We start from the raw sequence: 22814 nt of genomic DNA, 5'->3' as shown, positions 1-22814 counted from the left end.
TCAGTAGGCCTGTCGGAAGCGTCGGACCAGCGCGATGCTGATCGCGTTGATGACCAAGGTGATGAGGAAGAGCAACATGCCGACCGCGAACAGCGTGTTGTACGACGTCGAGCCGACCGGCGCCTCGCCACCGGCGGTCTGCGCCATGAAGCCGGTCATGGTCTGCATGCTCTCGAGCGGGTTGGCCGACAGGTTCTTCAGCGACCCCGCGGCGAGCGCGACGATCATCGTCTCCCCCACGGCGCGGGAAAGCCCGAGCACGACCGCGGCGGCGACGCCGGACAGGGCGGCCGGGAGCACGACGCGCAACGTCGTCTGCATCCGGTTGGCACCCATGGCGAGCGAGCCCTGGCGCAGCGACTGCGGCACCGCCGACATGGCGTCCTCGGACAGCGAGGCGACCGTCGGGATGATCATCACGCCGAGCACCAGCCCGGCCGAGAGCGCGTTGAGCAACGGCAGGTCGGAGCCGAAGATGCGCTTGAGGATGACCGGGCTGACGAAGGAGAGCGCGAAGAATCCGTACACGACCGACGGCACGCCGGCCAGCAGCTCCACGGTGGGCTTGAGGAACTTGCGGGTGCGACGCGAGGCGTACTCGGACAGGTACATCGCCGCGCCGAGGCCGAGCGGTACGGCGACCAGGAGCGCGATGAGGGTCGTCATCGCGGTGCCGCCGACCAGCGGCAGCACGGCGAAGTCGCCCTCGGTGGCGAAGAAGTCGCCGACCGGGACCTCCCGGAAGAAGTCGATGACCGGCTTGATGAGGGCCGCGATGATGCCGAAGGTGATGGCCACCGACAGCACGGCGCTGACGAGCAGCACGCCGATGATCACGGTCTCGCCGGGGCGGGACTTCTTCTCCAGGGAACGGCCTCCGGGCGGGCCCGCCTTGCTGGGCGGGCCCGCCTCGATGGTGGTGCTGCTCATGCTGTCCTCTCGGGGACTTCGTCGTACGACGGGCGACCGGGCTCGGTCAGCCCGCGATGCCCTCGAGGGCGGTCTTCGTCTCGCCGAGCAGCTCCTCGCTCAGCGGGATGTACTTCGCGGTCTCGGCGATGGTGGTCGCGTTCTCGACGAAGAAGTCGACGTAGGCCGCAGCGGCGGCGTTGTCGTTGTACTTCGCGTTGTTGACGTAGATGAACAGCGGGCGGGCGAGCGGCGTGTACTCGCCGGCCTGGGCGGTCTCGGACGAGGGCTCGACGCAACCGTTGCCGCCGTCGATCTGCAGCGCCTTGAGCGCGTCGGCGTTCTCCTCGAAGTAGGTGTAGCCGAAGAAGCCGGACCCACCCTCGGTGCCCTCGACGCCCTGGACGATCACGTTGTCGTCCTCGGAGGCCTGGTAGTCCTCGCGCAGGGTCTCGGACTCGGCGCCGATCACGTCGGCGGCGAGGTAGTCGTAGGTGCCGGAGTCGGTGCCGGGACCGAACAGGGTGATCTCCTGGTCGGGGAACTCAGGGTTGATCTCGTTCCAGTTCTTCGCGGTGGAGTCGGGACCCCACAGCGCGATGATCTCCTCGGTGGTCAGGCAGTCGACGGCGAGGTCGGGGTGGACGACCATCGTGAGCGCGTCGGTCGCGACCTGGAGCTCGGTGAACTCGATCCCCTCGGCCTCACACGCCGCGATCTCCTCCTCGTCGATGGGACGCGAGGCGTTGGAGACGTCGGTCTGGCCGGCGCAGAAGGCCTCGAAGCCGCCGCCGGTGCCGGACTCGTTGACCGTGACGTTGACCTCGGGGGCCACCTCGAGGATGAGCTCGGCTGCGGTGTCGGCCATCGGGCCGACCGTCGAGGAGCCGTCGACGGAAACGTCGCCGCTCGCGTCGGTCTCGACGCTGCCGGTCTCGACCTCCTCGGAAGCCCCGGAGCCGCCTCCGTCACCGCAGGCGGTGAGGGCGAGCGCGAGGACGGCGAAGCCAGGAACGAGCGCCCGGCGGAAGGAAGTGCGATTCACTTCGAAGTCTCCTGAATCTCTGTGTGTGTGACGAGACCGAGTGAAGTGATGCCAGGTGACCGGATCAGCGGTCGATGGTGAACCAGGGGTGAACTCGAATCGCCCAGTCGGCGACGACGTGCTGTGACCTGGGCAACAAATGGGTGAACTTGAACCAAGGCCCCTTGACTCAGCGGGCGAGGTGGCGCTCAGAACCGAGGATGCGGCCCTTGCGCAGGTGGACCACCAGCATCTCGCCGGTCTCGAGGTGCGGGTCCTCGACGCCGAGCGCCTCGAAGACCTCCGGCAGCACCGGCCGGTGGGTGCAGATGACGGTGCCCCCACCGCCCGCGGACTCGGAGCCGACGCCGGCCAGGACGTCCTCGACCACCCGTCGTACGCCGGCGGGCGAGGCGTCCTCCTCGGAGAGCCGGCGCCGGGTCTCGAGCTCCCAGCCGGTGGTCCGCTCGTAGGGCTGCAGCGTCTGCACGCACCGGCGGCTGGACGAGCTGACCAGCCGGGTCACGCCGTACGCCGCCAGCAGCGGGACCAGCCGCTCGGCCTGCCGCTCACCGGCGCGCACCAGCGGTCGCTCCCGGTCGTCGCGGCGCCAGGCCCGGCGCGACCGCGCCTGGCCGTGCCGGAGCACCACCACGGCCTGCGTGCGTCGCCGGCTCCCCGACGCCTCCGCGAGCGTCGCCCGGTCGCGGTCGTAGGTGAGGAGCTCGGCGGCCTCGTCGGCCTCGACCCACCGCACGCCGTCGATCTCGTCGTTGGCACGGTAGCCGCTGACGTCGTCGTCGCCGACGACCCGGCCGGTCCAGTAGTGGACGGTCTTGTGCCCGGCCGCGACCGCGTAGTCCTGGTCGCGCAGCGGCAGGCAGAGCCGCACGTGCAGCCCGGTCTCCTCGGCCACCTCGCGCACGGCGGCCGCCGTCGGGTGCTCACCGGGGTCGAGCTTGCCCTTGGGGAAGGACCAGTCGTCGTACTTCGGCCGGTGCACCAGCAGCACACGACGGCCGGGACGGAAGACGACGACGCCGGCGGCGAGCACGTCCTTCGCAGCATGGGCGGGCACGGTGACTACTCTCGCACCACCAGGCGGCGCACAGGAGAACGGGCGGCACGTGACACGCAAACGATGGATGGTCGTGGCCGCCGCGGCGCTGGCCGTCGTCGTGCTCGCCGGGGTCGCGCTCGTGGTCGTCCGGCAGCTCGACGACGACGCGACCGGGCTGTCCGGTGCCGTCGCGCTCGCCCCCGACGACGCCCAGCGGATCCTGTGGACCGACTGGAGCGGCGTCCGCGACGAGCTCGGTCTCGACCTCGATGCCGCGTCCGGCGCCGACCAGGTCCAAGAGCTGCTCGACCGGGGGTACGACGCCGACCTCACCTCGACCAGTGCGCTGCTGAGCTCGGCGCTGACGATGCAGCAGTCGCTCGGCTTCTCCCCCGCCACGTTGGAGTGGGAGCTGTTCACGCAGTCCACCGGCAGCGCGTCCCTGGTCATGAAGCTCGGCGAGGGCGTCTCGACCGACGACGTCGCCGACGCGCTGCGCGCCGTCGAGTACGCCGAGCCCGACGAGCCCGACGGCACCTGGACCCGCGACGCCGAGACCTCGCCCGTCTCCACCGATCTCACGCCCACGCTGGGCTTCATCGTCCTCGACGACGACGCCGGCGTGGTGATCGCCAGCGACCGCTCCGCCGGCACCGACGCGGCCTCGACGTCGGTCGCCGAGGCGACGTCCGAGCCGGTGCCCGCCGAGGTCGTCGAGGCCCTCGGCGACCCCCTCACCGCCGCGGTCTACACGGGCGCGGAGGCGTGCGGAGCCCTGGCCATGGCCAATGCCGACCCCAGCGACCAGGCTGCCGGCGAGGCACTGGTGGCCGAGGCGGGTCGGGTCAACCCGCTCACCGGCTTCGGCATCGGCGCCGACGAGGACGGCGACGTGCGGGTCACCCTGGGGTTCGAGGACCAGGACCAGGCGCGCGCCAACGCCGACACCCGGTCCACCCTCGCCCGCGGCCCGGCACCGGGTCAGGGCGGCGACTTCTCCGACCGCTTCACCGTCGCGGAGGTCCGCGCCGACGAGTCGGTGGTGACCCTCGACCTCGACCCGCTCGAGGGCGAGCCGCTGGTCTCCGACCTCAGCACCGGTCCGGTGCTGTTCGCGACCTGCTGACCGAGCTGACCGGGTCGGCCGGCCGCTGACCGGGTCAGGACTCGCGGCGGGGGCGCGGCGGCGCCGGCACGACGCCGAGGATGCGGTCGATCTCGTCGAGCGGCAGCCGTTCGTCGGCCTCGCTCGCGGCGATGATCAGGTTGGTCGTGAGCTCGACCTCGCCCAGGAGGTCGACGTCCTCCAGGGAGACGTCGAACTGGTCGTACATACGTCCCCCCTACCCCGATCGCCCGAAAGATCTGTCCCCCCACTCTACGCGGTGGTGGTGAGGATCGAGGATGGTCATTCCGGGTAGTCGTCGGGTTCCGGTCTGACTAGGCGGTGGCCAGCCCGGACGCGCCGAGGCCCCGCCGTCGATGACGGCGAGGCCTCGGTGAGTGGTCGGAAGACCAGCCGGATCAGACGGCCCGGACGTTCTCCGCCTGCGGGCCCTTGGGGCCCTGGGTGACGTCGAACTCGACCTTCTGGTTCTCGTCGAGGGACTTGTAGCCCTGCGACTGGATCGCCGAGTAGTGCACGAAGACGTCGTCGCCGCCGTCCTCCTGCGCGATGAAGCCGAAGCCCTTCTCAGCGTTGAACCACTTCACGGTGCCCTGAGCCATTGCTCAATTCTCCTTAGTCGGGGCGAGAGCCGCCACCTCGGCGACCCGCAACAGCTGCGGTGACACGTCGCTCCGACCCATGGATCACACCACAAACCAGAAACGCCGTTGGATCACACACTCCTTAGGCGTCAGACCAGCTGGAACTGTGCACCTGTTGCACTTCGACCCTATCAACCAGTCGGCCCAGCGGAAGTCCCTCCCGCCCACCGATCAGTCGCGCGCGGATGAACTTCCCGCGACGACGGTGTGACGTGGGAGTCGCCGGGCTGCCTGCGATACTGGCGCCGGTCGTACGACGCCTCGTCGACCACCCGGGCCCCTAGCTCAATTGGCAGAGCTGAGGACTTTTAATCCTTAGGTTGTGGGTTCGAGTCCCACGGGGCCTACCGAGAGCACCGGCTGACGTGCGGGGACATCGATCGCTGACAGGTGCGCGACGGCCCAGACACCACTCACCCCTGCCGAGGAGGTGGCCCGAGCCTCATCGCCTGCGCGGCCCACGACCGCGAGACCTGTCCCGACGCGCTCGACCACGCCCCCACCCGCGACCGGGTCCGAGACCTCGACCCCCGCCCGTGGCGCAGTCGGGGATCGGCTGGCGCCACGGGCGGGTCACCGACGAGACCGAGATGGGCGTCCCGGCGAGAGGTCCGAGGGGCCGAGGCGTGCGTGCAGGAGCTGGATGTCACCACGCGCCATCCCTCGCCTGATGACCGTCTGCACCTCGTGGGCATCGGCTCCCCGCGAGAGCACCAGGAGCATCGAGGTGTCCGGCGCCAGCGTGACCCGCACCTGCTGCAGGAAGTCGAGTCCGAGCCCGAGGTCCACGAGGGCCGACGCCGCGTCGTCCACGGCGTCGTCGCCGTCGCCACGACCCTGCCCCAGGTAGCGCAGGAGCAGCTCCAGGAGCGAGGGTCCGGCGACGTGGTCCGCGCTGCTGTCCGTGCGATGCCGGCTGCGAGGGCGGTGGGCCCCCCGTACCCAGACCACCGTGGCGAGGTCGGCGATGTCGACGGCGCTCCTTCGGCTCAGGCGGCTGAGCCGGACCTGGCCTGCGGCTGCGCCCCGGGGCGAGTCGTAGACCCACACCGAGAGCCGTGCCTCGCTGATCCAGTTCCTGCCGCCGCCCATGGCGTGCTCCTCCTCGGCCCGCCTCCGAACGGCGCTGCCGATCGGACGGACCGCACTGTCGTGGCGACCGTGCCCCACTGCGCCGCGGGCTGCGTCACCCGCGCCGGGTGAGTCCACGGGCACCGCCTTCTCGAATCCTGGAGGTCCCACCCGGACGAACGGAGACGGACATGGCCATCGACAGCGCCACCACCCACCGCACGACCGACCGCAGGAGCGGCACGACCCACCCGGCGAGCAACGGCTGGCACGGCCTGATCGCCTTCGCTGCCTTGATGATGATCCTGCTCGGCGGGTTCCACGCCGTGGCCGGCCTCGTGGCACTGCTCGACGAGGACTACTACCTGGTCTCTCCAGGTGGTCTCGTCGTCGGCGTCGACTTCAGCGCCTGGGGGTGGACCCACCTCGCGTTGGGGGCCCTCGTGCTGGGGGCCGGCATCGCGCTGTTCTTCGGGGCGACGTGGGCCCGGGCCGTCGCGGTCTGCCTGGCTCTCGTCAGCGCCCTGGTCAACCTGGGCTTCCTGGCGGCGTACCCGGTCTGGTCGGTGCTGATGATCGCCTTCGACGTCCTCGTCGTCTACGCCGTGACGGTGCACGGCGGGGCGCCCGAGCAGCAGCACTGACCGGTAGCGCCGAGGCGCCGGTAACGACGCCCAGCCACGAGCCTCACCCGCGACGGATGATCCCCGTGGCCGCCGACGGCAGGGATCGTGACGGCATGAGTCACCACGCACCCGCATCCTGGCTGGCCGTGCCCGCCGTCATCCTCGCCACGTCCTCGGTCGCAGCCTGCGGCGAGGACGAACCGCCGGCCGTCTGCTCGAGCGTCGACGCCCTGCGCGCGTCCCTCGACGACCTCAACGAGGTCGAGCTGGCCCCGGGGCTCTCGCCGAGGTCCAGGAGAACTTCGAGCAGGTGGACTCCGACCTCCAGGCGGTTCGGGAGGACGCAGCGGATCAGTACGCCTCGGAGATCGAGGAGGTGACCGGATCTGCGGAGGCGGTGGGCCGGCGGATCGACGAGGCCAGGGCGACGCCGACCGGGCAGACCATCCCGCAGGTCGGCGTGGCCGTGGAGACCATGGTGGCGTCCGTCGCCGCGCTGGCCGAGGCCGTCGACGGCACGTGCTGACGGGACGGCGTCCTCGGAGGGTGGACCACCCCGGGGGTTGAGCGCCTCGCCCGGCTCACCGACGCCACGAGGGGCGAGCTCGTCGAGGGTGTCGCCGAGGTCAGGCAGCAGTGCGGTGCTGGACTTCACCCCACCGGCCACGGGGCGTCCGGACGGTTCGACCGCCGGACAGCCGAGAAACGATCACCAGGACACCCGGACCACCTGCATCCACCCGCTACCCGGGTCGGCTACTCCGGCTCGCGCGCTCCCTCGTCCTGAGGCGGGACGGCCGGGCGTTCGGACGGGTGCTCCCGCCGGACGTCCACCAGGACGAGCCCGCGGTGCCGCAAGGCCTCCAGGATGCCGTGCAGCTCGGCCTCGTCGGCCAGCTCCGCCCGCATCACGGTCCCCACCTGGTCCACCGTGATCGAGATACTGGCGAAGTCGTCGAGGAGTCGATCAGGAATCATCCCCGCGACCCGGATCTCGTAGCCGATCGTCGTCATGTGCTGCCTCCCGGTGTGCCGGTTGCTCCTGGCGTCACGACGGCCGTGTGGCGGACGTCGGGTCACGGACTGGGCGTGACCCGACGCCGGCTCACGCCGTGGCGAGGATGCGGCCCTTCTGGGCCGCGAACTCCTGGTCGGTCAGCGACCCGCCGGCATGGAGCGCGGCGAGCTTGCCGAGCTCGTCGGCTGCGCTCTGCACACCGAGCCTCACTCGCAGCATCTCCTCACGGGCGAGCGCGTCCTGCATCTGGCGCTCGTGCATCCCCGCCCCGCGGACGATCAGGTAGGTGATGGCCGCGATGAAGGGGACGAAGACCAGGAACACCATCCACACGGCCTTCTGGATCCCGGACAGGTCACGGCTGCGGAAGATGTCGCCGACGAGCTGGAACAGGAACAGCAGCCACGCGATGACGAGGTAGAACCACATCATCGAGAGAAAGAGGTCGAAGAAGGAGAAGTCGTCCATGTCAGTCCTTTGTGCGAGTACGGACCTGCGAGGTGCGGGCGCCCGGGTCGGGCAGACCCAGGATCGTCGCCGGCGGAGCACCACGACTCATCCGCCGCGGGTGATACGGGACCACGTCAGCCGGGTCCGGCGCGGCGCGGAGAGCCCGCCTGGAGGACTCCGGTTCGCCTGCGGCGGTCTCCTCCGACTCACCCGACGCGGGTGAGTCGTCGCGCCCCCCGTCTCTGCACGCTGTCGGCGTGGACCACGACGACGCAGGAAGACCTGCACCCCGCGCCCGGTCGTCCGGCACGCGGACGGGCCTGCGTCTCGGCGACCTCGCGCGCCTGCTGGTGTCGTGGTGCCTCAGCTTCGCGGCGCTGCTCCTGACGGCCCGGGTGCTTCCTGGCTTCACCTACACGTCGTGGGCCCCGCTCGTCGTCGCGGCAGCCGTCGCCGGGGTCGTCGGGGGCCTCGTCCGACCCCTGCTCGTCCACCTCAGCTCCGCCCTCGGGTGGTTCGCGGTGGCACTGGTCGCGATGGTCGGCCAGGGGATCGTGGTGCACCTCGCCCTGGCTGTCGTGCCAGGAGCAGCCTTCGACTCCTTCTGGACCGCCGTCGCCGCGGCCTGGATCGCTGCCGCTGTCGGCACCGCCTTGGCCTGGCTCCTCAGTGCCGGCACGGACGAGTCCTTTGCCGCCGGGTTGTTGCACATGCGGGCCGGGGCCGTGCCAGACCCCGAGGTACCAGGAGTCTTGTTCATCCAGCTCGACGGGGTGTCGTTCCCGGTGATGCAGTGGGCGCTGCAGTCGGGCTCGATGCCCACGTTGCGCCGGTGGACGGACGACGGCCTCCAGCGGGTGCACGAGTGGACCGTGCAGATGCCGTGCACGACCCCCGCAAGCCAGCAGGCGATCCTCCACGGCACGGCCGACGGCGTCCCTGCCTTCCGGTGGTACGACCGCGAGCTGGGGCGGGTCCTGGTCTCGAACCGCCCGGCGGACGCCGCCATCATGGAGAGCCGGGCCAGCACCGGCCACGGTCTGCTGGCCGACGGCGGCGTGTCGATCTCCAACCTCTTCACCGGCGACGCCACTCGAGCCGCGCTCACGATGAGCAGGCTCGAGGTGACCCGTGGGTCGCGACGCACCCGGGCCGTCGTCGCACGGTTCCTGCTGCGACCCGACGGACTCGTACGCAGCCTCACCCGCACCGGTGCCGAGGTCATGCGGGAGCGCTTCCAGGCGCTGCGACAACGTCGCCTGGAGGTGCACCCGCGGGTCCACCGTTCCTGGGTCTTCGCCGGCCTCCGGGCGTTCAGCAACGGCGTCCTGCGTGACCTGAACACGGTCATGGTCTCCGAGGAGGTCATGCGCGGCGCGCGCAGCGTGTACGTCGACTACGTCGACTACGACGAGATCGCCCACCACGCCGGCGGGACCCGCATCGAGTCGCTCGCGGTCCTGACCGGCCTCGACCAGGTCCTCGCCCTGCTGGAGCAGGTGACCCGGCGCGCCCCGCGCCCGTACCACTTCGTGCTGCTCAGTGACCACGGCCAGTCCCAGGGCGAGCCCTTCGCGGGCCGCTACCGGACCGACCTCAGCCAGCTCTGCGCCTCCCTCACCCAGGCACGGACGACCGGCCTCGAGGACGGCGTGGAGGGATGGGGCCACGTCGACTCGGTGCTCGAGGACCTCAAGGACGGGCGCACCGCGCTCGCGCCGGACGAGGACGGCGCACCCGCGGGCTCGGGGTCCGCACCCGACCCGGCCGAGACATCGGACCTGGTCGTGCTCGCCAGCGGCAACCTGGGCCTGGTCTACGTCCCCGGTCCCCGCAGGCAGCACCTGGAACAGCTCGAGGCCCGCTGGCCCGACCTCGTGCCCGGCCTCGCCCGGCACCCGGGCGTCGGCTTCGTCAGCGCCCTGTCCGTCGACGGCCCCGTGGCGATCGGCGCGGGTGGACGCCACTTCCTCGACACCGGGGTCGTGGTCGGCACCGATCCCCTGCAGCCGTTCGGCTCCCACGCACCCGCGATGGTCCGGTCCCTCACCTCGATGCGCCAGGCACCCGACCTCCTCGTCAACAGCGCGGTCGATCCCGGCACCCAGGACGTGGCGGCGTTCGAGCCCCTGGTGGGGTGCCACGGGGGGCTCGGCGGCTGGCAGGACCGAGGTTTCGTGATGGCCCCTCCGCAGCTGCTCGACCCCGCAGAGCCCATCGTCGGGGGCGACGAGCTCCACCGCCACCTGGTCGCGATCCTCGAGCTGCTCGGGCATCGCCGCGACCTGGCGAGGACGCCCCGATGACCGCGCGAACCCGTGCGTCCTCGCTCCTGCTCACCGCCGCCGCCCTCGTCATCGTCGTCGCAGGCATCCGGTCCGCGGCCCACATCGTCGGTCCGGTCATGCTCGCGCTGGCGCTCACGATCCTGTTCCACCCGCTCCGCCAGGCGTTCGGGCGCCGGATGCCGACCTGGGCCGCATCCGTCATGGTCCTGGTCCTCGCCTACACGCTGATCCTGGGGCTGACGCTCGCCCTGGTCGTGTCGATCGGGCGCCTCGCGGTGCTGCTCACGGACTACGAACCGCAGTTCGCCGACATGATGCGGGACGTCGGGGACTGGCTGGCGGCGCGCGGCATGGGCGCGAGCGAGGTGGACGCCGTCGTCGGGGCCCTCGACGTCGGCCGCCTCGCCGGCGTCGCGACGTCCGTCCTGTCCGGCGTGCTCTCCGTCGTCGGCGACCTCTTCTTCGTCGTGACCCTGCTCCTGTTCCTCGCGTTCGACGGGGCTCACGTGACCCGGCTGAGCGAGGGGGTGCGCGGCGAACGGCCACACCTCGTCGAGGCCATGGGGTCCTTCGCCCGGGGGACCCGCAGCTACCTCGGCGTGTCGGCCGTCTTCGGCCTCATCGTGGCCGTCATCGACACCGCGGCGCTCTGGGCGCTGGGCGTGCCTGGGGCGTTCGTCTGGGGCGTGCTGGCCTTCGTCACGAACTTCATCCCCAACATCGGGTTCGTGATCGGTGTCGTGCCACCGGCGGCGATCGCGCTGCTCGAGGGCGGCCCGGGCCTCATGCTGGCCGTCATCGCGGTCTACTCACTCATCAACCTCGTCATCCAGAGCGTCATCCAGCCGCGCTACGTCGGCAACGCGGTCGGCCTGTCGACGACCCTGACCTTCCTCTCCCTGGTGTTCTGGGCCTGGGTCCTCGGCCCGATCGGTGCGCTGCTCGCAGTCCCCATGAGCCTGCTGTGCAAGGCGGTCCTCGTCGACGCCGATCCGGAGTCCCAGTGGCTGCGCCCTCTCCTCAGTGGGGTGCCGGCCGAACCGGACGCCACGCGACCATGACCCGGTCGCAGCTGGCCTGGACCCGCCCGCTGTGGGCCACGGTGGGGATGCTCCTGGCCTACTACGCGTTCCCGCTGCGCCTCGAGTCGGCCGTCTCGGCCGCGGCGAGCCTGTTGCTGACGGTGCTCGGGCTGGTCCTGCTCGGGGCGGTGATGGTGGGCGAGCTCAGGGACCTGCGCTACGGGACGGCTCGGCGAGGCACGACGGCACTCGGGGTCCTCCTCGCGGTGCTCGTCATCTGCTCCGCCCTGGCGTTCTACCTCCTCGACCTGGTGGATCCGGGCCAGGTGAACGGGTTGAGCACGCGCACGGACGCGCTCTACTTCACGCTCAGCACGATGACGACCGTCGGCTTCGGCGACGTCCACGCCGAGGGCCAGGCCGCTCGGGGCGTGGTCTGCAGCCTCATCGTCTTCAACGTCGTGGTGGTCGCGTCCCTGTTCCGTGAGCACGTCAACCGCCGAGTCGTGCCGTGACCGTCCCTCCGGCGCCGCCCGCCTGGGCCCGGTCGGGGTGGAAGCGAGTGGAGCACCGCCCACCGGTGGTCTTCACCGTCCGGTGCGTGCACCTCGTCCTGGACATCGAGGCGCGCGACCGCGTGCTCATGCTCGCCGGGCAGGGCTTCATCGCGCTCGTCCCACTGCTGATCGTCGTCGCGTCGCTCAGCAGTGCTGCCGGTGTCACCACGCTGGGCGAACGCATCATCGAGGACATGTCGCTCACCGACAGCGCCGCCGAGGGCGTGGAGCTCCTCTTCGCCTACCCCCCGAGCGCCGCCGGAGGCGTCACCCTGTTCAGCGTCCTCCTGCTGCTGTTCTCGCTGAACGGGTTCAGCAGGTCGACGCAGCGGACCTTCGAGGCCGCGTGGGGCCTGCGACGCGTCGGGGTGCGCGGCACCTTCAGCAGGACGGTCGGACTGACGGTCCTCTTCGGCGGCGGGATCGTCGCGAACGCCCTCGGCACGCTCCTGGGACGAGGTCCGGTGGTCTCGACGCTCGCCGCCGTCGCCGCGCTGGGCGTGCTGGTCAGCGCCTGGGTCGTGGGTACGTCGTTCCTGCTCTCGCGCCGCGTTCCCTGGCAGGACCTCGTCGTGGGATCGATCGTCAGCGCCGTCCTCCAGCTCGCCGCGGGGTGGGCGACGTCGCTCTACCTCCCGGTGCTCTTCGAGCGGAACGCCGAGCGGTACGGCGTCGTCGGGGTAGCCCTGACCCTGGTCACCTGGTTGATCGCCGTGGTGTCGGTCCTCGTGGCCGCCGCCGTCGTCGGGGCCGTGCTGGGCCGGTGGACCGAGCCTGAGCACCATGCGCCCGTCGAGCCGTCGACCGCCCTCACCGAGCAGCCCCGTCCCGGGTCGGCCCCGTGAGCGTCACGGTCACCTGGCTGGGCCACTCGACGGTCGTCATCGACCTCGACGGCGTGCGTCTGGTCGCCGACCCGCTGCTGCGACGGCACAACGGTCTGCTGGTCCGACGCGGCCGGCGTCCGGACCGGGCAGCCTGGGCGGGGACGGACGCCGTCCTGCTGTCGCACCTGCACCACGACCACGCCGAGGCGGCGTCGCTGCGGATGCTGGGACCGGTGCCGATCATCACCGGCGCGGCCAACGCCGCGTGGGTCCGCCGCAAGGGTCTGGAGGCCCGGGACGTGCCCGAGCAGGGCTGGGTCCGCGTTGCCGACAGCGACGTGCAGGTGCGGCTCACCCCCGCGGTCCACGACGCCAGACCGATGCCGCACCGGCCCAACGGCGCCCACGGACACCTGGTGCGCGGCCCGTCTGGCACGGTGTGGGTGGCCGGGGACACCGAGCTGTTCGACGGGATGGACGAGCTGGTCACGCTGGCCGGTTGCCCCATCGACCTCGCCCTGGTTCCGGTCGGAGGGTGGGGACCGCGACTCTCGCCCGGGCACCTCGGACCCGTGGAGGCGGCGGTCGCGTGCCGGCTCGTCGCCGCGCGGCACGCGGTCCCGGTCCACTGGGGGACGCTCCACCCACCCGCGGTCCAGGCCTGGCCCGGGGGGTGGATGGACACCCCCGGGCCGGCCTTCCTGACAGCCCTGGCCGGCGAGGCACCGTCCTGCCGCGGCTCGGTCCTCGCCCTCGGGGCGTCGATCACGGTGCCTCTCCCGCCCGCGCCCCCCTCCGTCGGCGTCCCGTGAGCGCGATCCGCGCACGGAGCGGGGAGGCCCCCGACCCGGGCCACCCGCTCGACCACCACCCGGAACGCCCTCAGCCCCTGGGTGCCAGCCTGACGACCGGGCGGTGGGCCGCGTGGTCGGCCCGGAAGAGGTCGGGCTCGAGGTAGATGGCGGTCGCTGCCGGCGTCACGGCGCGGATGGCGTCCTCGGCGGTGCCGATGAGGGACGCGATGTCCCGTGCGGTGGCGGAGTCGTGCATGCCGACCTTGGCCACGACCAGGAGCTCGTCCGGCCCGACGTGCAGGGTCTTCAGGTCGATGAGGCGCTCCACGCCGGGCGTCTCCTCGATCGCGGTCGCGATCTGCCGCTGGACCTCCGGCCCGGCCGACTCCCCGAGCAGGAGGCTCTTGGTCTCGATCGCGATGATGACGGCGACCACGACCAGCAGGATCCCGATCATGGCCGTGCCGGCGACGTCGTAGTAGTAGTTGTCGGTGGCGAGCGACGCGATCACCGCGACCAGTGCGAGGACCAGGCCCAGCAGCGCGGCGAGGTCCTCGAGGAGGATCACCGGCAGCTCTGGCTGCTTGGCACGGCGCACGAACTCGGCGTAGGACGCGTCGCCCTTCACCTTGTTGGTCTCGATGATGGCGGTCCGGAACGACAAGCACTCCAGGACGATCGCGATCGACAGCACGGCCACCGGCACCCACCACCACTGCCCGGGGTCCTCGAGGTGTCCGTCCCGGATCTCGTGCCACTTGTGCCAGGCCTCGTACAGCGCGAAGAGACCCCCGACGGTGAACAGCACGATCGCGACGATGAACGCGTAGATGTAGCGCTCGCGCCCGTACCCGAAGGGGTGCTCCTCCGTTGCGGCACGCTTCGCGCGCTTGACTCCGACGAGGAGCAGCGCCTGGTTCCCGGCGTCCGCGACCGAGTGGATCGCCTCCGCGAGCATGGAGCTGATCCCGGTCAGGAAGAACGCCGCGAACTTCGTCACCGCGATGCCCGAGTTGGCGATCAGCGCCGCCACGACCGCCTTGGTCCCGCCATCTACCGCCATGTTCGGGAACCTAGTCACGAACGGCGGCCGGGAGCGCCGTCCGACGGCGTTCCCGCCCACCCTCACCCGGCGCGGGTGAGTCGATCGGTCTAGACGGCACGGTGCGCGTCGTGGCCAGACCCCGCCCCTGCGGGCGTAACCTAGGTGGGCTCACCACGGTGCTCCGGGAAGAAGAAGGTGATGGTCAGCCGCCAACCGACCGCGCAGGTCCCCGGGTGACCCGCCCCGGCAGCACCCTGCTGGAGTCGAAGCTCGCCTTTCCCCCGGTCCAGGACGACTGGGTCGCCCGCGCGCGGCTGTGCGCCCAGCTCGACCAGGCCGCCACCCGCCCGGTCGCCCTCGTGGCCGCCCCGGCCGGCTACGGCAAGACGTCCCTGCTGGCGCAGTGGCTCGCGGCCGGACCACGGCACGGACGGGCGTGGGTCTCGCTCGACCAGCGCGACGACGATCCCGGACGCCTGTGGATGCACGTGCTGGCGGCCCTGGACCGGGCGGGCTGCGCGGTCGCGCCGACGAGCGTGGAGGAGTTCATCGCTGCGCACGCCAACGGCGTCGAGGAGGTCGTGCTCCCGAGCCTGGTCGACACCATCGCACGTTCGTCGCACGACGTGGTCCTGGTGCTCGACGACTTCGACCAGGTCACCGACCTCACCTGTCTCGCGCAGGTCGAGCTCCTCATCGACAACCTTCCCTCCCACGGCCACCTGGTGATCGTCACCAGGGCCGACCCAGCGCTGCGGCTGGGGCGGTTGCGGGCCTCCGGGCGGCTCGCCGAGATCCGCGGGCAGGACCTCGGCTTCCGCGCCGATGAGGTCGCCGAGCTGATGGCGCTCGGGCAGGTGGACCTCTCGCCCGACGGGATCGACCTCCTCCACCAGCGCGCCGAGGGGTGGCCGGTGGGGATCTACCTCGCCCGACTGTGGCTGCAGGGCTCGGCCGAACCGGACGAGGCGGTACGCGAGTTCAGTGGCAGCAACCGCTTCGTCGGCGACTACCTCACCGAGGAGGTCCTCGGCCGGCAACCGGCGGAGATCCGCGACTTCATCGTCACCATGTCGTTCCTCGACAAGTTCACCGCACCCCTGTGCGACCACGTCGCGGCGACGGACGGGTCCGCGCGGATCCTCCAGCAGCTCGAGCGGAGCAACCTGTTCGTCGTCCCCGTCGAGGCCGAGGGTCGGTGGTTCCGCTTCCACCACCTGTTCGCGGCGGTGGCCCGCGGCGAGCTCGAGATCGACCGCCCGCACCAGCTGGCCGAGCTGCACACCCGCGCGGCCGAGTGGTTCCGGACCCACGGTCACGCCGACGACGCCGTGCGGCACTCGCTCGCGGGCGGCGACGTCGAGGCGGCTGCCGCACTGGTGCACACCTCCTGGCTGTCGTACGTCGTCGCCGGGCGGGTCGCGACCGTCCAGGGCTGGATCGACGCGGTGCGGACCCCCTCGCGCGAGCGGGACCCCCTGACGGACGTCGCGGCCGCGTGGATCGCCGCCATGACCGGGGACCGGCCCGGCCTCGGGCACCTCCTGGAGGAGCTCAGGCCCTTCGCCGACCTGGGCCCCCTCCCGGACGGGACCCGCTCCGTCGAGTCCGCGGTCGCCATGATCCAGGCGTTGTTCGGGTACGGCGGGCCAGAGGAGATGCAGGCGGCCGCACGCCGAGCCGTCCAGCTCGAGACCGACGGTCACTCACCCTTCTACGCGATCGCCCAGCTGACGCTCGGCCACGCCGCGTACGTCGTCGGCGACCTCGACGCGGCGGCAGGCCACCTGACGATGGCGGCGTACAACGACGCGGCCCCCGCGGCGATCCGCGTGCTGAGCCTGTCCAACCTCTCCCTGGTCGAGGGCGAACGGGGCCGGCACCGGGTGAGCGGCGATCTCGCGCGTGCCGCCATGGACCTCGTCACCCGGCACCGGCTCCGGACGATGCCACAGGTGTCGATGGCCTTCACCGCGCTGGCCCTGGCGCAGGTGGCCGCGGGTCGGACCGAGGAGGCCGCCGCGACGGCGGAGGAGGGCCTGATCCTGCGTCGGCGCAACCCCGAGCAGGGACCCTGGGGTGCGATGCACCACCTTCTCGCCTGCGCCCGGGTCGCGCTTGCCTGCGGCCAGGTGACCCAGGCCCAGCAGCTTGCCGACGAGTGCGCCACGCGGATGGCTCAGTTCCCGCACGGCATGACCGCCATGCGGGCTCGGTTGGCAACCGTCCAGGCGGGCCTGCGGACGACCCTCGACGGTCAGGGAGTGCTCGAACCCCTCACCTCGCGCGAGCTCGACGTGCTGCGCCTGCTCCAGGGCTCGTTGAGCCTCACCGACATCGCGCGCGAGCTGTTCCTGTCGTCCAACACGGTCAAGACCCACGCCCACGCCGCCTACCGCAAGCTGGGAGCCCACTCGCGGTCGGAGGCGGTCCAGCTGGCTCGCGGCCGCGACCTGATCTGACCGGACGCACATCTCACCCGGATGAGATGTCCCGGTGGATGAGGTGCCCTCACCCCGGTAGGTGAGGAACTGGCGATCCCCCGCGAACACGAGCAGGTCGCCATGACAGTCGCCGCCACGATGCCCATCGCCCAGGACCTCCCTGTGCTCTTCTCCGGGCTCGGTGTGGCCCGGGTCCGAGGAGAGTCCGACACCGGTCTCGAGCTGGCTGCCCGGGCGGAGGCGCGTCTCGACGCCCTGGCACGGGCCCGGCGGCACGACATCGGCGCCCTCGTCCTCACCCTGGACGCCACGGTGGGCTCCCTCGAGATGAGCCGCGGACGACCCGACGCCGCCGCCGAACGGCTCGCGCACGGGGTCGAGCTCCTGGGATCCGTCCGCGAGACGCACCCCACGCCGTTCGCCGACTGCACGGGCCAGCTCGCCCTGGTACAGGCCTACCGCGGCAACCTGGCGGAGGCCGAACGGCTCACGAGGGTCACCGCCGCGAGCGGGGGGGCTCCGGGATCGGCGGGTGTCGACCACGCCGAGGTGGCCCGCGCCTGGGTCGAGCTCGAACGCGGCCGCGACTCGGCCACCAAGGCCCTGTTGGAACGGCTGCCCCAGAGTCGCCTCACCGACCGCGAACCGTGGTTGCGCGCAGCCCGGCTGGTCGTGGAGGCCCGACTGCTCGTGCTGCAGGACCGGCCCGGGTCGGCGCTGTCGCTCCTGGCCGGCGCCGGCGCCCGAGCGCTCGTCGCCGAGGGCGGCTGGCTCGAGAGTCTCGTGGTCACGGCGATGGCCGAGGCGCTGCTCGCCGACGGCGAGTCGCACCGCGCACTGACCCTCCTCACACCCCTGGCGCGCCAAGCGCGTCCCGAGGCCGGTGTCCTCGCGGCCGCCGCCCGACGCCAGATCGGCGACCTGCGCGGTGCGTCCGCTGCTCTCGAGGCGGTCTCCCACGACCTGTCGTCCTGCCCCTGGGGTGTCCGGGTGCAGGCCTGGGCCCTCGCCGGCCGGCTCTCCGAGAAGCGCGGCGACGCTGCAGGGGCTCTGTCTCTCGTCGACCGCGCGCTGCGGGTCGCGACAGAGCAGCACCTGGTACGGCCCCTGGTCCAGGACCGGGTCTGGCTGCGGGCCTTCGTCGAGCGCGACGCCACGTTGCGGCGACCGCACCGCGCGTTCGTCGCGACGTTGCACACGGTCTGCGAGGAGGTGTCGCACTCCGCGACATCGCCGCGCAGGAAGGCCACCCAAGGTCTCGTCGAACCGCTGACCGAGCGCGAGCTGGAGGTGCTCGACCTCATGGCAGGCATGTACGACACCGAGGAGATCGCCCTCGAGCTCTTCTTGTCGGTCAACACCGTGAAGACCCACATCAAGGGCGTCTTCCGCAAGCTCGCGGTGAACCGTCGCAACGCCGCGGTGCGGCGCGGGCGCGAGCTCGGCCTCTGCTGATCGTCCGGGCCTCGGTCGTCGGCGGGACCGGCCGCTCAGTCCGAAGGCACCAGGAGGGACGGCACCGGGTCCACCCGACGTACGCGGTCGACGGTCAACCCGCACTCGTTGCACCCGGCCACGAAGTCGTTGAGCTCGCGTGCGCTGACCCGACCGCGGGCGACGTGCCGACCGGTCACCAGCTGGTGGGCCCACCCCAGGTAGCCGAGCAGGTGCTCCCCCAGCTCACCACGCACGCGGACCTCGTAGCCGCGCCCCGCCCCCTCGCGCGTCGCCCCTCCGCCGACCGCGTGCACCTCGACCAGCTCGAGACCGGTCCCCCGCACCCGTTCGAGCAGCTCGTCGAGCTCGGCGCTGCTGCGCACCCGTCGGAAGAGGGCCGTCTGCGGCGGGGCGCCGACGGCCGCCATCGGGGAGCCCGGGTCGCGGAAAGCCGCGGGCAGGGTGCCCAGGAGGCTGACCTCGTAGGTCGCCGCCCCCCGGTCGGACGGGTCCGTGTTCGCCATGCTCCACCGTGCGCCCCGCCGGCTGCCCGAGCATCACCCGAGCAGGGTGACCGTGTGCGGGCCAGGGTCACGGAGCCTCTGTCGGGCTCAACCTGTCGTGCACCAGGGTGGCGGTCACCACCGCCAGGATCACGACGGGCATCTGGCTGGTAGCCGCCTCGCCGAGCAGGAGGACGACCATCACGGCACCGGTGACCGGGAGACCGAGGACCCCGACACCGGCGGCCATGCCCACCGCGAGGCTGGGCACGAACGCGGTCCCGGGCAGCACCATGTCGGCAAGCACACCCACCACCGCCCCCAGGAGGATGGCCGGGAACACCGGCCCCCCGCGGAACGTGCCGATGCACAGCGCGTAGGCGAGGCCCTTGCACGCCAGCAGCGCGATGAGGGCCGCGGCCGTCCAGCTGTCCGGCTCGACGGCGAGCGCACCCAGCGTCGCCTGCCCCGACAGGGCGACCTCGGCCGGGGACCGGCCCGTCGACACGGCGTACACCGCGGCGGCCGCGCCCGCGGTGAGACCGGCGAGGAACGTGACCGTCACGGTCCGGCTCGCCGCCAGCGCAGCGGTCCAGCGACCTGCGAGGAAGATCACCCAGGTCCCCACCGCGACCGTCAGCGCGATCGGCACGGCCCACAGGACGTCGCCGAGGGCGAGCCGGGTCGGATCCAGGTCGGGGAGGGACAAGGCGCCGATCTCGAGTCCGCTCCAGCGGCCCAAGCCGGTGAACACCAAGCCGCCCACCCCGCTGGCCACGAGCGAGGGAAGCACGACGACCATCGTCTGACGTCGACCCAGCCCCATCAGCTCGAGGAAGATGACCGCGGCGACCAGGGGGTTGCCGAAGATGGCAGAGATCGCGGCCGCGGACCCGGCGGCCGCGATGACGGCCTGGTGGTCGGCTCCCTCGAACCGGCGGAACCGGCGCGCGCTGAGGAGGGCGAGCCCACCGCCGATCGCGATCAGGGGTGCCTCGGGCCCGACCACCGCTCCGAGCGAGAGACTCGCCCCCGCCGCCAGGACGATGCCCGGCAGGTCGCCCGGCTGGACGGCGCCGCCGGCGAGTCCCTCGGCGGGAACGTGCCCGCCATGACCGGGCATCCGATCCACCGCCAGGCCGACCACCAGGCCGGCCACCCCCAGCGCGGCGACGGCCCACCAGGCGGGGGGCTGGTCGAACCCCAGGGCGTGCGGCAGGGAGTGCCACACGAGGTGCTCCAGCTCGTGCACCGCGACCAGGAAGCCGAAGGCCGCCAGCGAGAGAGGGACGCCGAGCAACCCGGCGTAGACGATCAGGCTGACGAAGCCGCGACCACGTGGCCCGAGGGGAGGCGCCGGGGGGACCTGCCCGACGGCCTCGGACGGCTCGGACGGCTCGGAGGGCTCCAAGGGCTCCGAGGACTCCGAGGACTCCGAGGACGACTCGGACCGCACCTGGTTCACTGCAGCGCTGCCGTGAGGCGCATGACGTTGTCGAGGTACCGGAGCCTCCCGGGACGCCGTTCCCACTCCTCGAGGGTCAGGACCCGCGACAACGCCCGGTACTCGTCCTCCACCCGCCGCAGCCGGGCGACCACCTCCGGGCCGAGCAGCATCAGGGAGATCTCGTAGTTCAGCGCGAACGAGCGCAGGTCCATGTTGCTCGAGCTGACCACCGCCACCTGGTCGTCGATGCTGAAGTGCTTCGAGTGCAGGACGAACGGGCCCGGGTACAGCTGGATCGTGACGCCCGCGTCCAGCAGGGCCCGGTAGTAGGACGCCTGGGCGTGACCGACCATGAACTGGTCGGCCTGCTCGCTCACGAACAGCTCGACGGCGACGCCTCGCTGCGCCGCCGTCGTGACGGCGTAGAGGAGGGACTCGTCGGGCACGAAGTAGGGGCTGGTGATGCAGACCCGGTCCGTGGCTCCGTAGATCAGCGTCGTGTACATGCGGAGGTTGTTCTCGGCGGGGTACCCGGGTCCGCTGGGCACCAGCTGGCAGGCCACGTCGCGCAGGACGCCCGCGCCCACGTCGCGCGGCGCGGGCGACACGTCCACCGTGAGCGCCTCACTGGTCTCGGCGAACCAGTCGCTGGCGAACACGGTGTCGAGAGCGGCGACCACCGGTCCGCGGACCCGCACCATGAGCTCGACGTACAGCCGGCCGCCGGCGTGGTTCTTCGGCTTGTTGTAGCCGCGTTCGACGAGGTTCTGCGATCCGGCGAACCCCACGCGGCCGTCGACGACCACGAGCTTGCGGTGGTTGCGCAGGTCGGGGCGCCGGTACCTTCCCCGGTGCAGCTGCACGGGCAGCATGCGGTGCCACTGGATGGAGGTCCTGGCCAACCGGGCCAGCAGGTCGCGATGGCCGGGGATGCCGCGGGACCCGAGGTGGTCGAAGAGCAGCCGCACGGTGACGCCCCGCTCGCTGGCCGCCACCATGGCGGAGAAGAAGGCGTCGGTGACGTCGTCCCAGGCCACGATGTAGAACTCGACGTGGACGTGGCTCTCGGCGGCCTCGATCGCGGCGGTCATCGAGGCGATCGACGCCTCGTAGTCCTCGATCATCTCGACGTCGTTGCCGGACAGCAGGGGCAGGGCCCCGAGCTGGTGGTTGAGGTGGGTCACCGACGCCACGTAGGGCGGCCGGTCGTCCGCGGCGACGACCCCGGGCGCGTTCCCGGCGGCGACCAGGATCCGGTCGTGCGCCTCGCGCTGACGCGCGTGACGGCGGGGCTCGAGGCGCGTGCGCCCGAACAGGCCGAAGGCAGCGAGCCCGAGGAGGGGGTTGAGCAGGATCGCGAGCAGCCAGGCCATGCCGGTCGACGGCTTGCGGTCGGCCGGGATGACGCCCAGGGCCACGAGACGCACCCCGATGCCCGCAGCGGCGACCGCGAGGGCGACGAGGGCCACCGTGAGGGGGTGCCAGTCCGTGGCGACGGCGAGGCTCGTGGGTGTCACGGCTGGGCGACCGCGGCCCTGGTGACCAGCCGCAGCAGGGCGAACGACAGCGCCGCCGAGACCGCCGAGATGACCATCGCCGCCACGACCGCGGCCAGGAAGCCGCCGACCTCCAACGCCTCGGTCAGGCCGGCGGTGACGGCGAGCAGGACCCCGTTGACGGCCAGCGCGAAGAGTCCGTGCGCGAGGGGACTCGACGGCAGCGAGAGGCGCTGGAGGACCGGGAGCGCGAGCGCGTTCACCAGCCCGAAGACCAGGGCGATGCCGAGCAGCGACAGCACCCCGCCGTCGACGTCGACCGACGGGACGACGAGGGCCGCCACGGCGACGGCGGCGGCGATGACCAGCCAGGCGACGAGCAGGGGCTTCCACATCGTTGATCTCCTTCAGGTGCTGGGCGGGTCGCTCTTCGTCGGTCAGACGACCGCGCCGTCGTCGTCCGCCGCTTCGTCGTCGACGGGCTCGTGGGTCCAGCGGAGCTGGAACTCGATCTCCTCCTCGGTGTCGTCGCGCTCGTGCTCGACCGAGAACTCCGCCCGGACCGGGACCCGGATCCGCTCGCCCGCGATCATGATCCGGAACGTCGTCCCGTGCTCGAGCGCGTCGGCGAGGCGCCGGAGCTTCGCGACGACGTCCTCGGTCCGGTAGAAGCGCTCGACGTCGCGCTCACCCTTGCTCATCTGAGGACCCTCGCCTTCCGGGCCTCGAGCTCGGCGTCGGCGAGCACGCCCTGGCTCCACAGCTCCGCCAGCTCCTCGAGCTGCTCGACGCTTGGGCCGCTCGGGCCGCTCGGGCCGCTCGGGCCGCTCGGCGCCGTGAGGCGGCCCAGGGACGGGTGGCGCGCCGAGTCCGGGATGCTCGACGACGACGTCGTGCAGACGGCGGCTGCGGGGACCGCGCAGCCAGGCGGCCCGGTTCGCGGAGCAGGACCCGCACCGGGGGCGTCGGCCACGTCGCCGGACGGACCGTCGCCCTCGAACTCGATGAGCGCGAGGTCCACCGGAC

Annotated in this window: 25 protein-coding genes and 1 tRNA gene; 11 read left to right on the top strand and 15 right to left on the bottom strand. The window is 71.9% G+C overall.

Going from position 1 to position 22814, the window contains the following annotated elements:
• The 3 genes from pstC to AC4MBH_RS08205 all read right to left on the bottom strand — a co-directional run bounded on the left by pstC (window position 1) and on the right by AC4MBH_RS08205 (window position 3011).
• The gene (pstC, locus tag AC4MBH_RS08215) at window positions 1-930 is read right to left on the bottom strand and encodes a phosphate ABC transporter permease subunit PstC (RefSeq protein WP_491794259.1); all 930 of its coding nucleotides are present in this window, start codon (window positions 928-930) and stop codon (window positions 1-3) included.
• 46 nt (window positions 931-976) lie between these two features.
• Window positions 977-1954, bottom strand: coding sequence for a PstS family phosphate ABC transporter substrate-binding protein (locus tag AC4MBH_RS08210; RefSeq protein WP_491794257.1), 978 nt, complete (start codon window positions 1952-1954; stop codon window positions 977-979).
• 169 nt (window positions 1955-2123) lie between these two features.
• Entirely contained in the window at window positions 2124-3011 is an 888-nt protein-coding gene (locus AC4MBH_RS08205) for an NUDIX hydrolase (protein ID WP_491794255.1), read from the bottom strand.
• Window positions 3012-3060: 49 nt separating this feature from the next.
• Here AC4MBH_RS08205 and AC4MBH_RS08200 point away from each other — a divergent pair, with 49 nt between their 5' ends.
• A complete protein-coding gene (locus tag AC4MBH_RS08200; protein WP_491794253.1) occupies window positions 3061-4119 on the top strand; it encodes a hypothetical protein in 1059 nt (352 codons plus the stop codon).
• Window positions 4120-4153: 34 nt separating this feature from the next.
• Here the strand turns inward: AC4MBH_RS08200 and AC4MBH_RS08195 are convergent, their stop codons facing one another.
• Both AC4MBH_RS08195 and cspE read right to left on the bottom strand, forming a co-directional pair.
• The gene (locus AC4MBH_RS08195; protein ID WP_491794251.1) at window positions 4154-4327 is read right to left on the bottom strand and encodes a hypothetical protein; all 174 of its coding nucleotides are present in this window, start codon (window positions 4325-4327) and stop codon (window positions 4154-4156) included.
• A 190-nt stretch (window positions 4328-4517) separates the two neighbouring features.
• Window positions 4518-4721 (bottom strand): transcription antiterminator/RNA stability regulator CspE, encoded by a 204-nt coding sequence (gene cspE / locus AC4MBH_RS08190; protein WP_056886937.1) that lies wholly within the window; start codon window positions 4719-4721, stop codon window positions 4518-4520.
• A 316-nt stretch (window positions 4722-5037) separates the two neighbouring features.
• On the opposite strand from cspE, the gene AC4MBH_RS08185 reads away from it, so the two are divergent.
• Window positions 5038-5110: transfer RNA gene (locus tag AC4MBH_RS08185), tRNA-Lys, on the top strand.
• 226 nt (window positions 5111-5336) lie between these two features.
• Here the strand turns inward: AC4MBH_RS08185 and AC4MBH_RS08180 are convergent.
• Window positions 5337-5855, bottom strand: coding sequence for a hypothetical protein (locus AC4MBH_RS08180; RefSeq protein WP_491794250.1), 519 nt, complete (start codon window positions 5853-5855; stop codon window positions 5337-5339).
• A gap of 170 nt (window positions 5856-6025) precedes the next feature.
• On the opposite strand from AC4MBH_RS08180, the gene AC4MBH_RS08175 reads away from it, so the two are divergent.
• Window positions 6026-6478, top strand: a complete 453-nt coding sequence (locus AC4MBH_RS08175; RefSeq protein WP_491794248.1) for a DUF7144 family membrane protein — start codon at window positions 6026-6028, stop codon at window positions 6476-6478.
• A 292-nt stretch (window positions 6479-6770) separates the two neighbouring features.
• Entirely contained in the window at window positions 6771-6986 is a 216-nt protein-coding gene (locus AC4MBH_RS08170; RefSeq protein ID WP_491794246.1) for a hypothetical protein, read from the top strand.
• 230 nt (window positions 6987-7216) lie between these two features.
• On the opposite strand, the gene AC4MBH_RS08165 is transcribed toward AC4MBH_RS08170, so the two are convergent.
• Both AC4MBH_RS08165 and AC4MBH_RS08160 read right to left on the bottom strand, forming a co-directional pair.
• On the bottom strand, window positions 7217-7474 hold the full coding sequence (locus tag AC4MBH_RS08165) for a DUF8691 family protein (RefSeq protein WP_491794244.1): 258 nt from the start codon (window positions 7472-7474) through the stop codon (window positions 7217-7219).
• Between the two features lie 91 nt (window positions 7475-7565).
• Entirely contained in the window at window positions 7566-7946 is a 381-nt protein-coding gene (locus tag AC4MBH_RS08160) for an SHOCT domain-containing protein (protein WP_491794242.1), read from the bottom strand.
• A 239-nt stretch (window positions 7947-8185) separates the two neighbouring features.
• On the opposite strand from AC4MBH_RS08160, the gene AC4MBH_RS08155 reads away from it, so the two are divergent.
• The 5 genes from AC4MBH_RS08155 (at window position 8186) to AC4MBH_RS08135 (ending at window position 13434) form a co-directional block, all read left to right on the top strand.
• On the top strand, window positions 8186-10234 hold the full coding sequence (locus AC4MBH_RS08155) for a phage holin family protein (protein ID WP_491794240.1): 2049 nt from the start codon (window positions 8186-8188) through the stop codon (window positions 10232-10234).
• The gene (locus AC4MBH_RS08150) at window positions 10231-11277 is read left to right on the top strand and encodes an AI-2E family transporter (protein ID WP_491794238.1); all 1047 of its coding nucleotides are present in this window, start codon (window positions 10231-10233) and stop codon (window positions 11275-11277) included. Before AC4MBH_RS08155 ends, AC4MBH_RS08150 begins: the two co-directional genes overlap by 4 nt.
• Window positions 11274-11753 carry a potassium channel family protein gene (locus tag AC4MBH_RS08145; RefSeq protein ID WP_491794237.1) on the top strand — a complete coding sequence of 160 codons (480 nt, stop codon included), beginning with the start codon at window positions 11274-11276 and terminating at the stop codon, window positions 11751-11753. The genes AC4MBH_RS08150 and AC4MBH_RS08145 overlap by 4 nt, the downstream gene beginning before the upstream one ends.
• 86 nt (window positions 11754-11839) lie before the next feature.
• On the top strand, window positions 11840-12640 hold the full coding sequence (locus tag AC4MBH_RS08140; protein ID WP_491794235.1) for a YhjD/YihY/BrkB family envelope integrity protein: 801 nt from the start codon (window positions 11840-11842) through the stop codon (window positions 12638-12640).
• Entirely contained in the window at window positions 12637-13434 is a 798-nt protein-coding gene (locus AC4MBH_RS08135) for an MBL fold metallo-hydrolase (RefSeq protein ID WP_491794234.1), read from the top strand. The genes AC4MBH_RS08140 and AC4MBH_RS08135 overlap by 4 nt, the downstream gene beginning before the upstream one ends.
• 70 nt (window positions 13435-13504) lie before the next feature.
• Here the strand turns inward: AC4MBH_RS08135 and AC4MBH_RS08130 are convergent, their stop codons facing one another.
• The gene (locus AC4MBH_RS08130) at window positions 13505-14479 is read right to left on the bottom strand and encodes a cation diffusion facilitator family transporter (protein ID WP_491794232.1); all 975 of its coding nucleotides are present in this window, start codon (window positions 14477-14479) and stop codon (window positions 13505-13507) included.
• A gap of 215 nt (window positions 14480-14694) precedes the next feature.
• On the opposite strand from AC4MBH_RS08130, the gene AC4MBH_RS08125 reads away from it, so the two are divergent.
• Window positions 14695-16923: a winged helix-turn-helix domain-containing protein gene (locus AC4MBH_RS08125; RefSeq protein ID WP_491794230.1), complete on the top strand. Its 2229-nt coding sequence runs from the start codon at window positions 14695-14697 to the stop codon at window positions 16921-16923.
• A 102-nt stretch (window positions 16924-17025) separates the two neighbouring features.
• Window positions 17026-18360, top strand: a complete 1335-nt coding sequence (locus tag AC4MBH_RS08120; protein WP_491794229.1) for a LuxR C-terminal-related transcriptional regulator — start codon at window positions 17026-17028, stop codon at window positions 18358-18360.
• Window positions 18361-18395: 35 nt separating this feature from the next.
• Here the strand turns inward: AC4MBH_RS08120 and AC4MBH_RS08115 are convergent, their stop codons facing one another.
• From AC4MBH_RS08115 to AC4MBH_RS08090, 6 genes are all read right to left on the bottom strand, one after another.
• The gene (locus tag AC4MBH_RS08115; protein ID WP_491794227.1) at window positions 18396-18866 is read right to left on the bottom strand and encodes a hypothetical protein; all 471 of its coding nucleotides are present in this window, start codon (window positions 18864-18866) and stop codon (window positions 18396-18398) included.
• Window positions 18867-18933: 67 nt separating this feature from the next.
• Window positions 18934-20301, bottom strand: a complete 1368-nt coding sequence (locus AC4MBH_RS08110; RefSeq protein WP_491794225.1) for a chloride channel protein — start codon at window positions 20299-20301, stop codon at window positions 18934-18936.
• 5 nt (window positions 20302-20306) lie between these two features.
• Window positions 20307-21809: a cardiolipin synthase gene (cls, locus tag AC4MBH_RS08105; protein WP_491794224.1), complete on the bottom strand. Its 1503-nt coding sequence runs from the start codon at window positions 21807-21809 to the stop codon at window positions 20307-20309.
• Window positions 21806-22183 carry a phage holin family protein gene (locus AC4MBH_RS08100; RefSeq protein WP_491794222.1) on the bottom strand — a complete coding sequence of 126 codons (378 nt, stop codon included), beginning with the start codon at window positions 22181-22183 and terminating at the stop codon, window positions 21806-21808. The genes cls and AC4MBH_RS08100 overlap by 4 nt, the downstream gene beginning before the upstream one ends.
• A gap of 42 nt (window positions 22184-22225) precedes the next feature.
• Window positions 22226-22489, bottom strand: coding sequence for an amphi-Trp domain-containing protein (locus AC4MBH_RS08095; protein WP_491794220.1), 264 nt, complete (start codon window positions 22487-22489; stop codon window positions 22226-22228).
• A complete protein-coding gene (locus AC4MBH_RS08090; protein ID WP_491794218.1) occupies window positions 22486-22809 on the bottom strand; it encodes a hypothetical protein in 324 nt (107 codons plus the stop codon). Before AC4MBH_RS08090 ends, AC4MBH_RS08095 begins: the two co-directional genes overlap by 4 nt.
• Window positions 22810-22814: the final 5 nt, after the last annotated feature.

This window comes from Nocardioides sp. WJ219 (assembly GCF_058559815.1).
The sequence above is the reverse complement of the archived record's forward strand: the minus strand, read 5'-3'. Positions and strand labels throughout refer to the sequence as shown.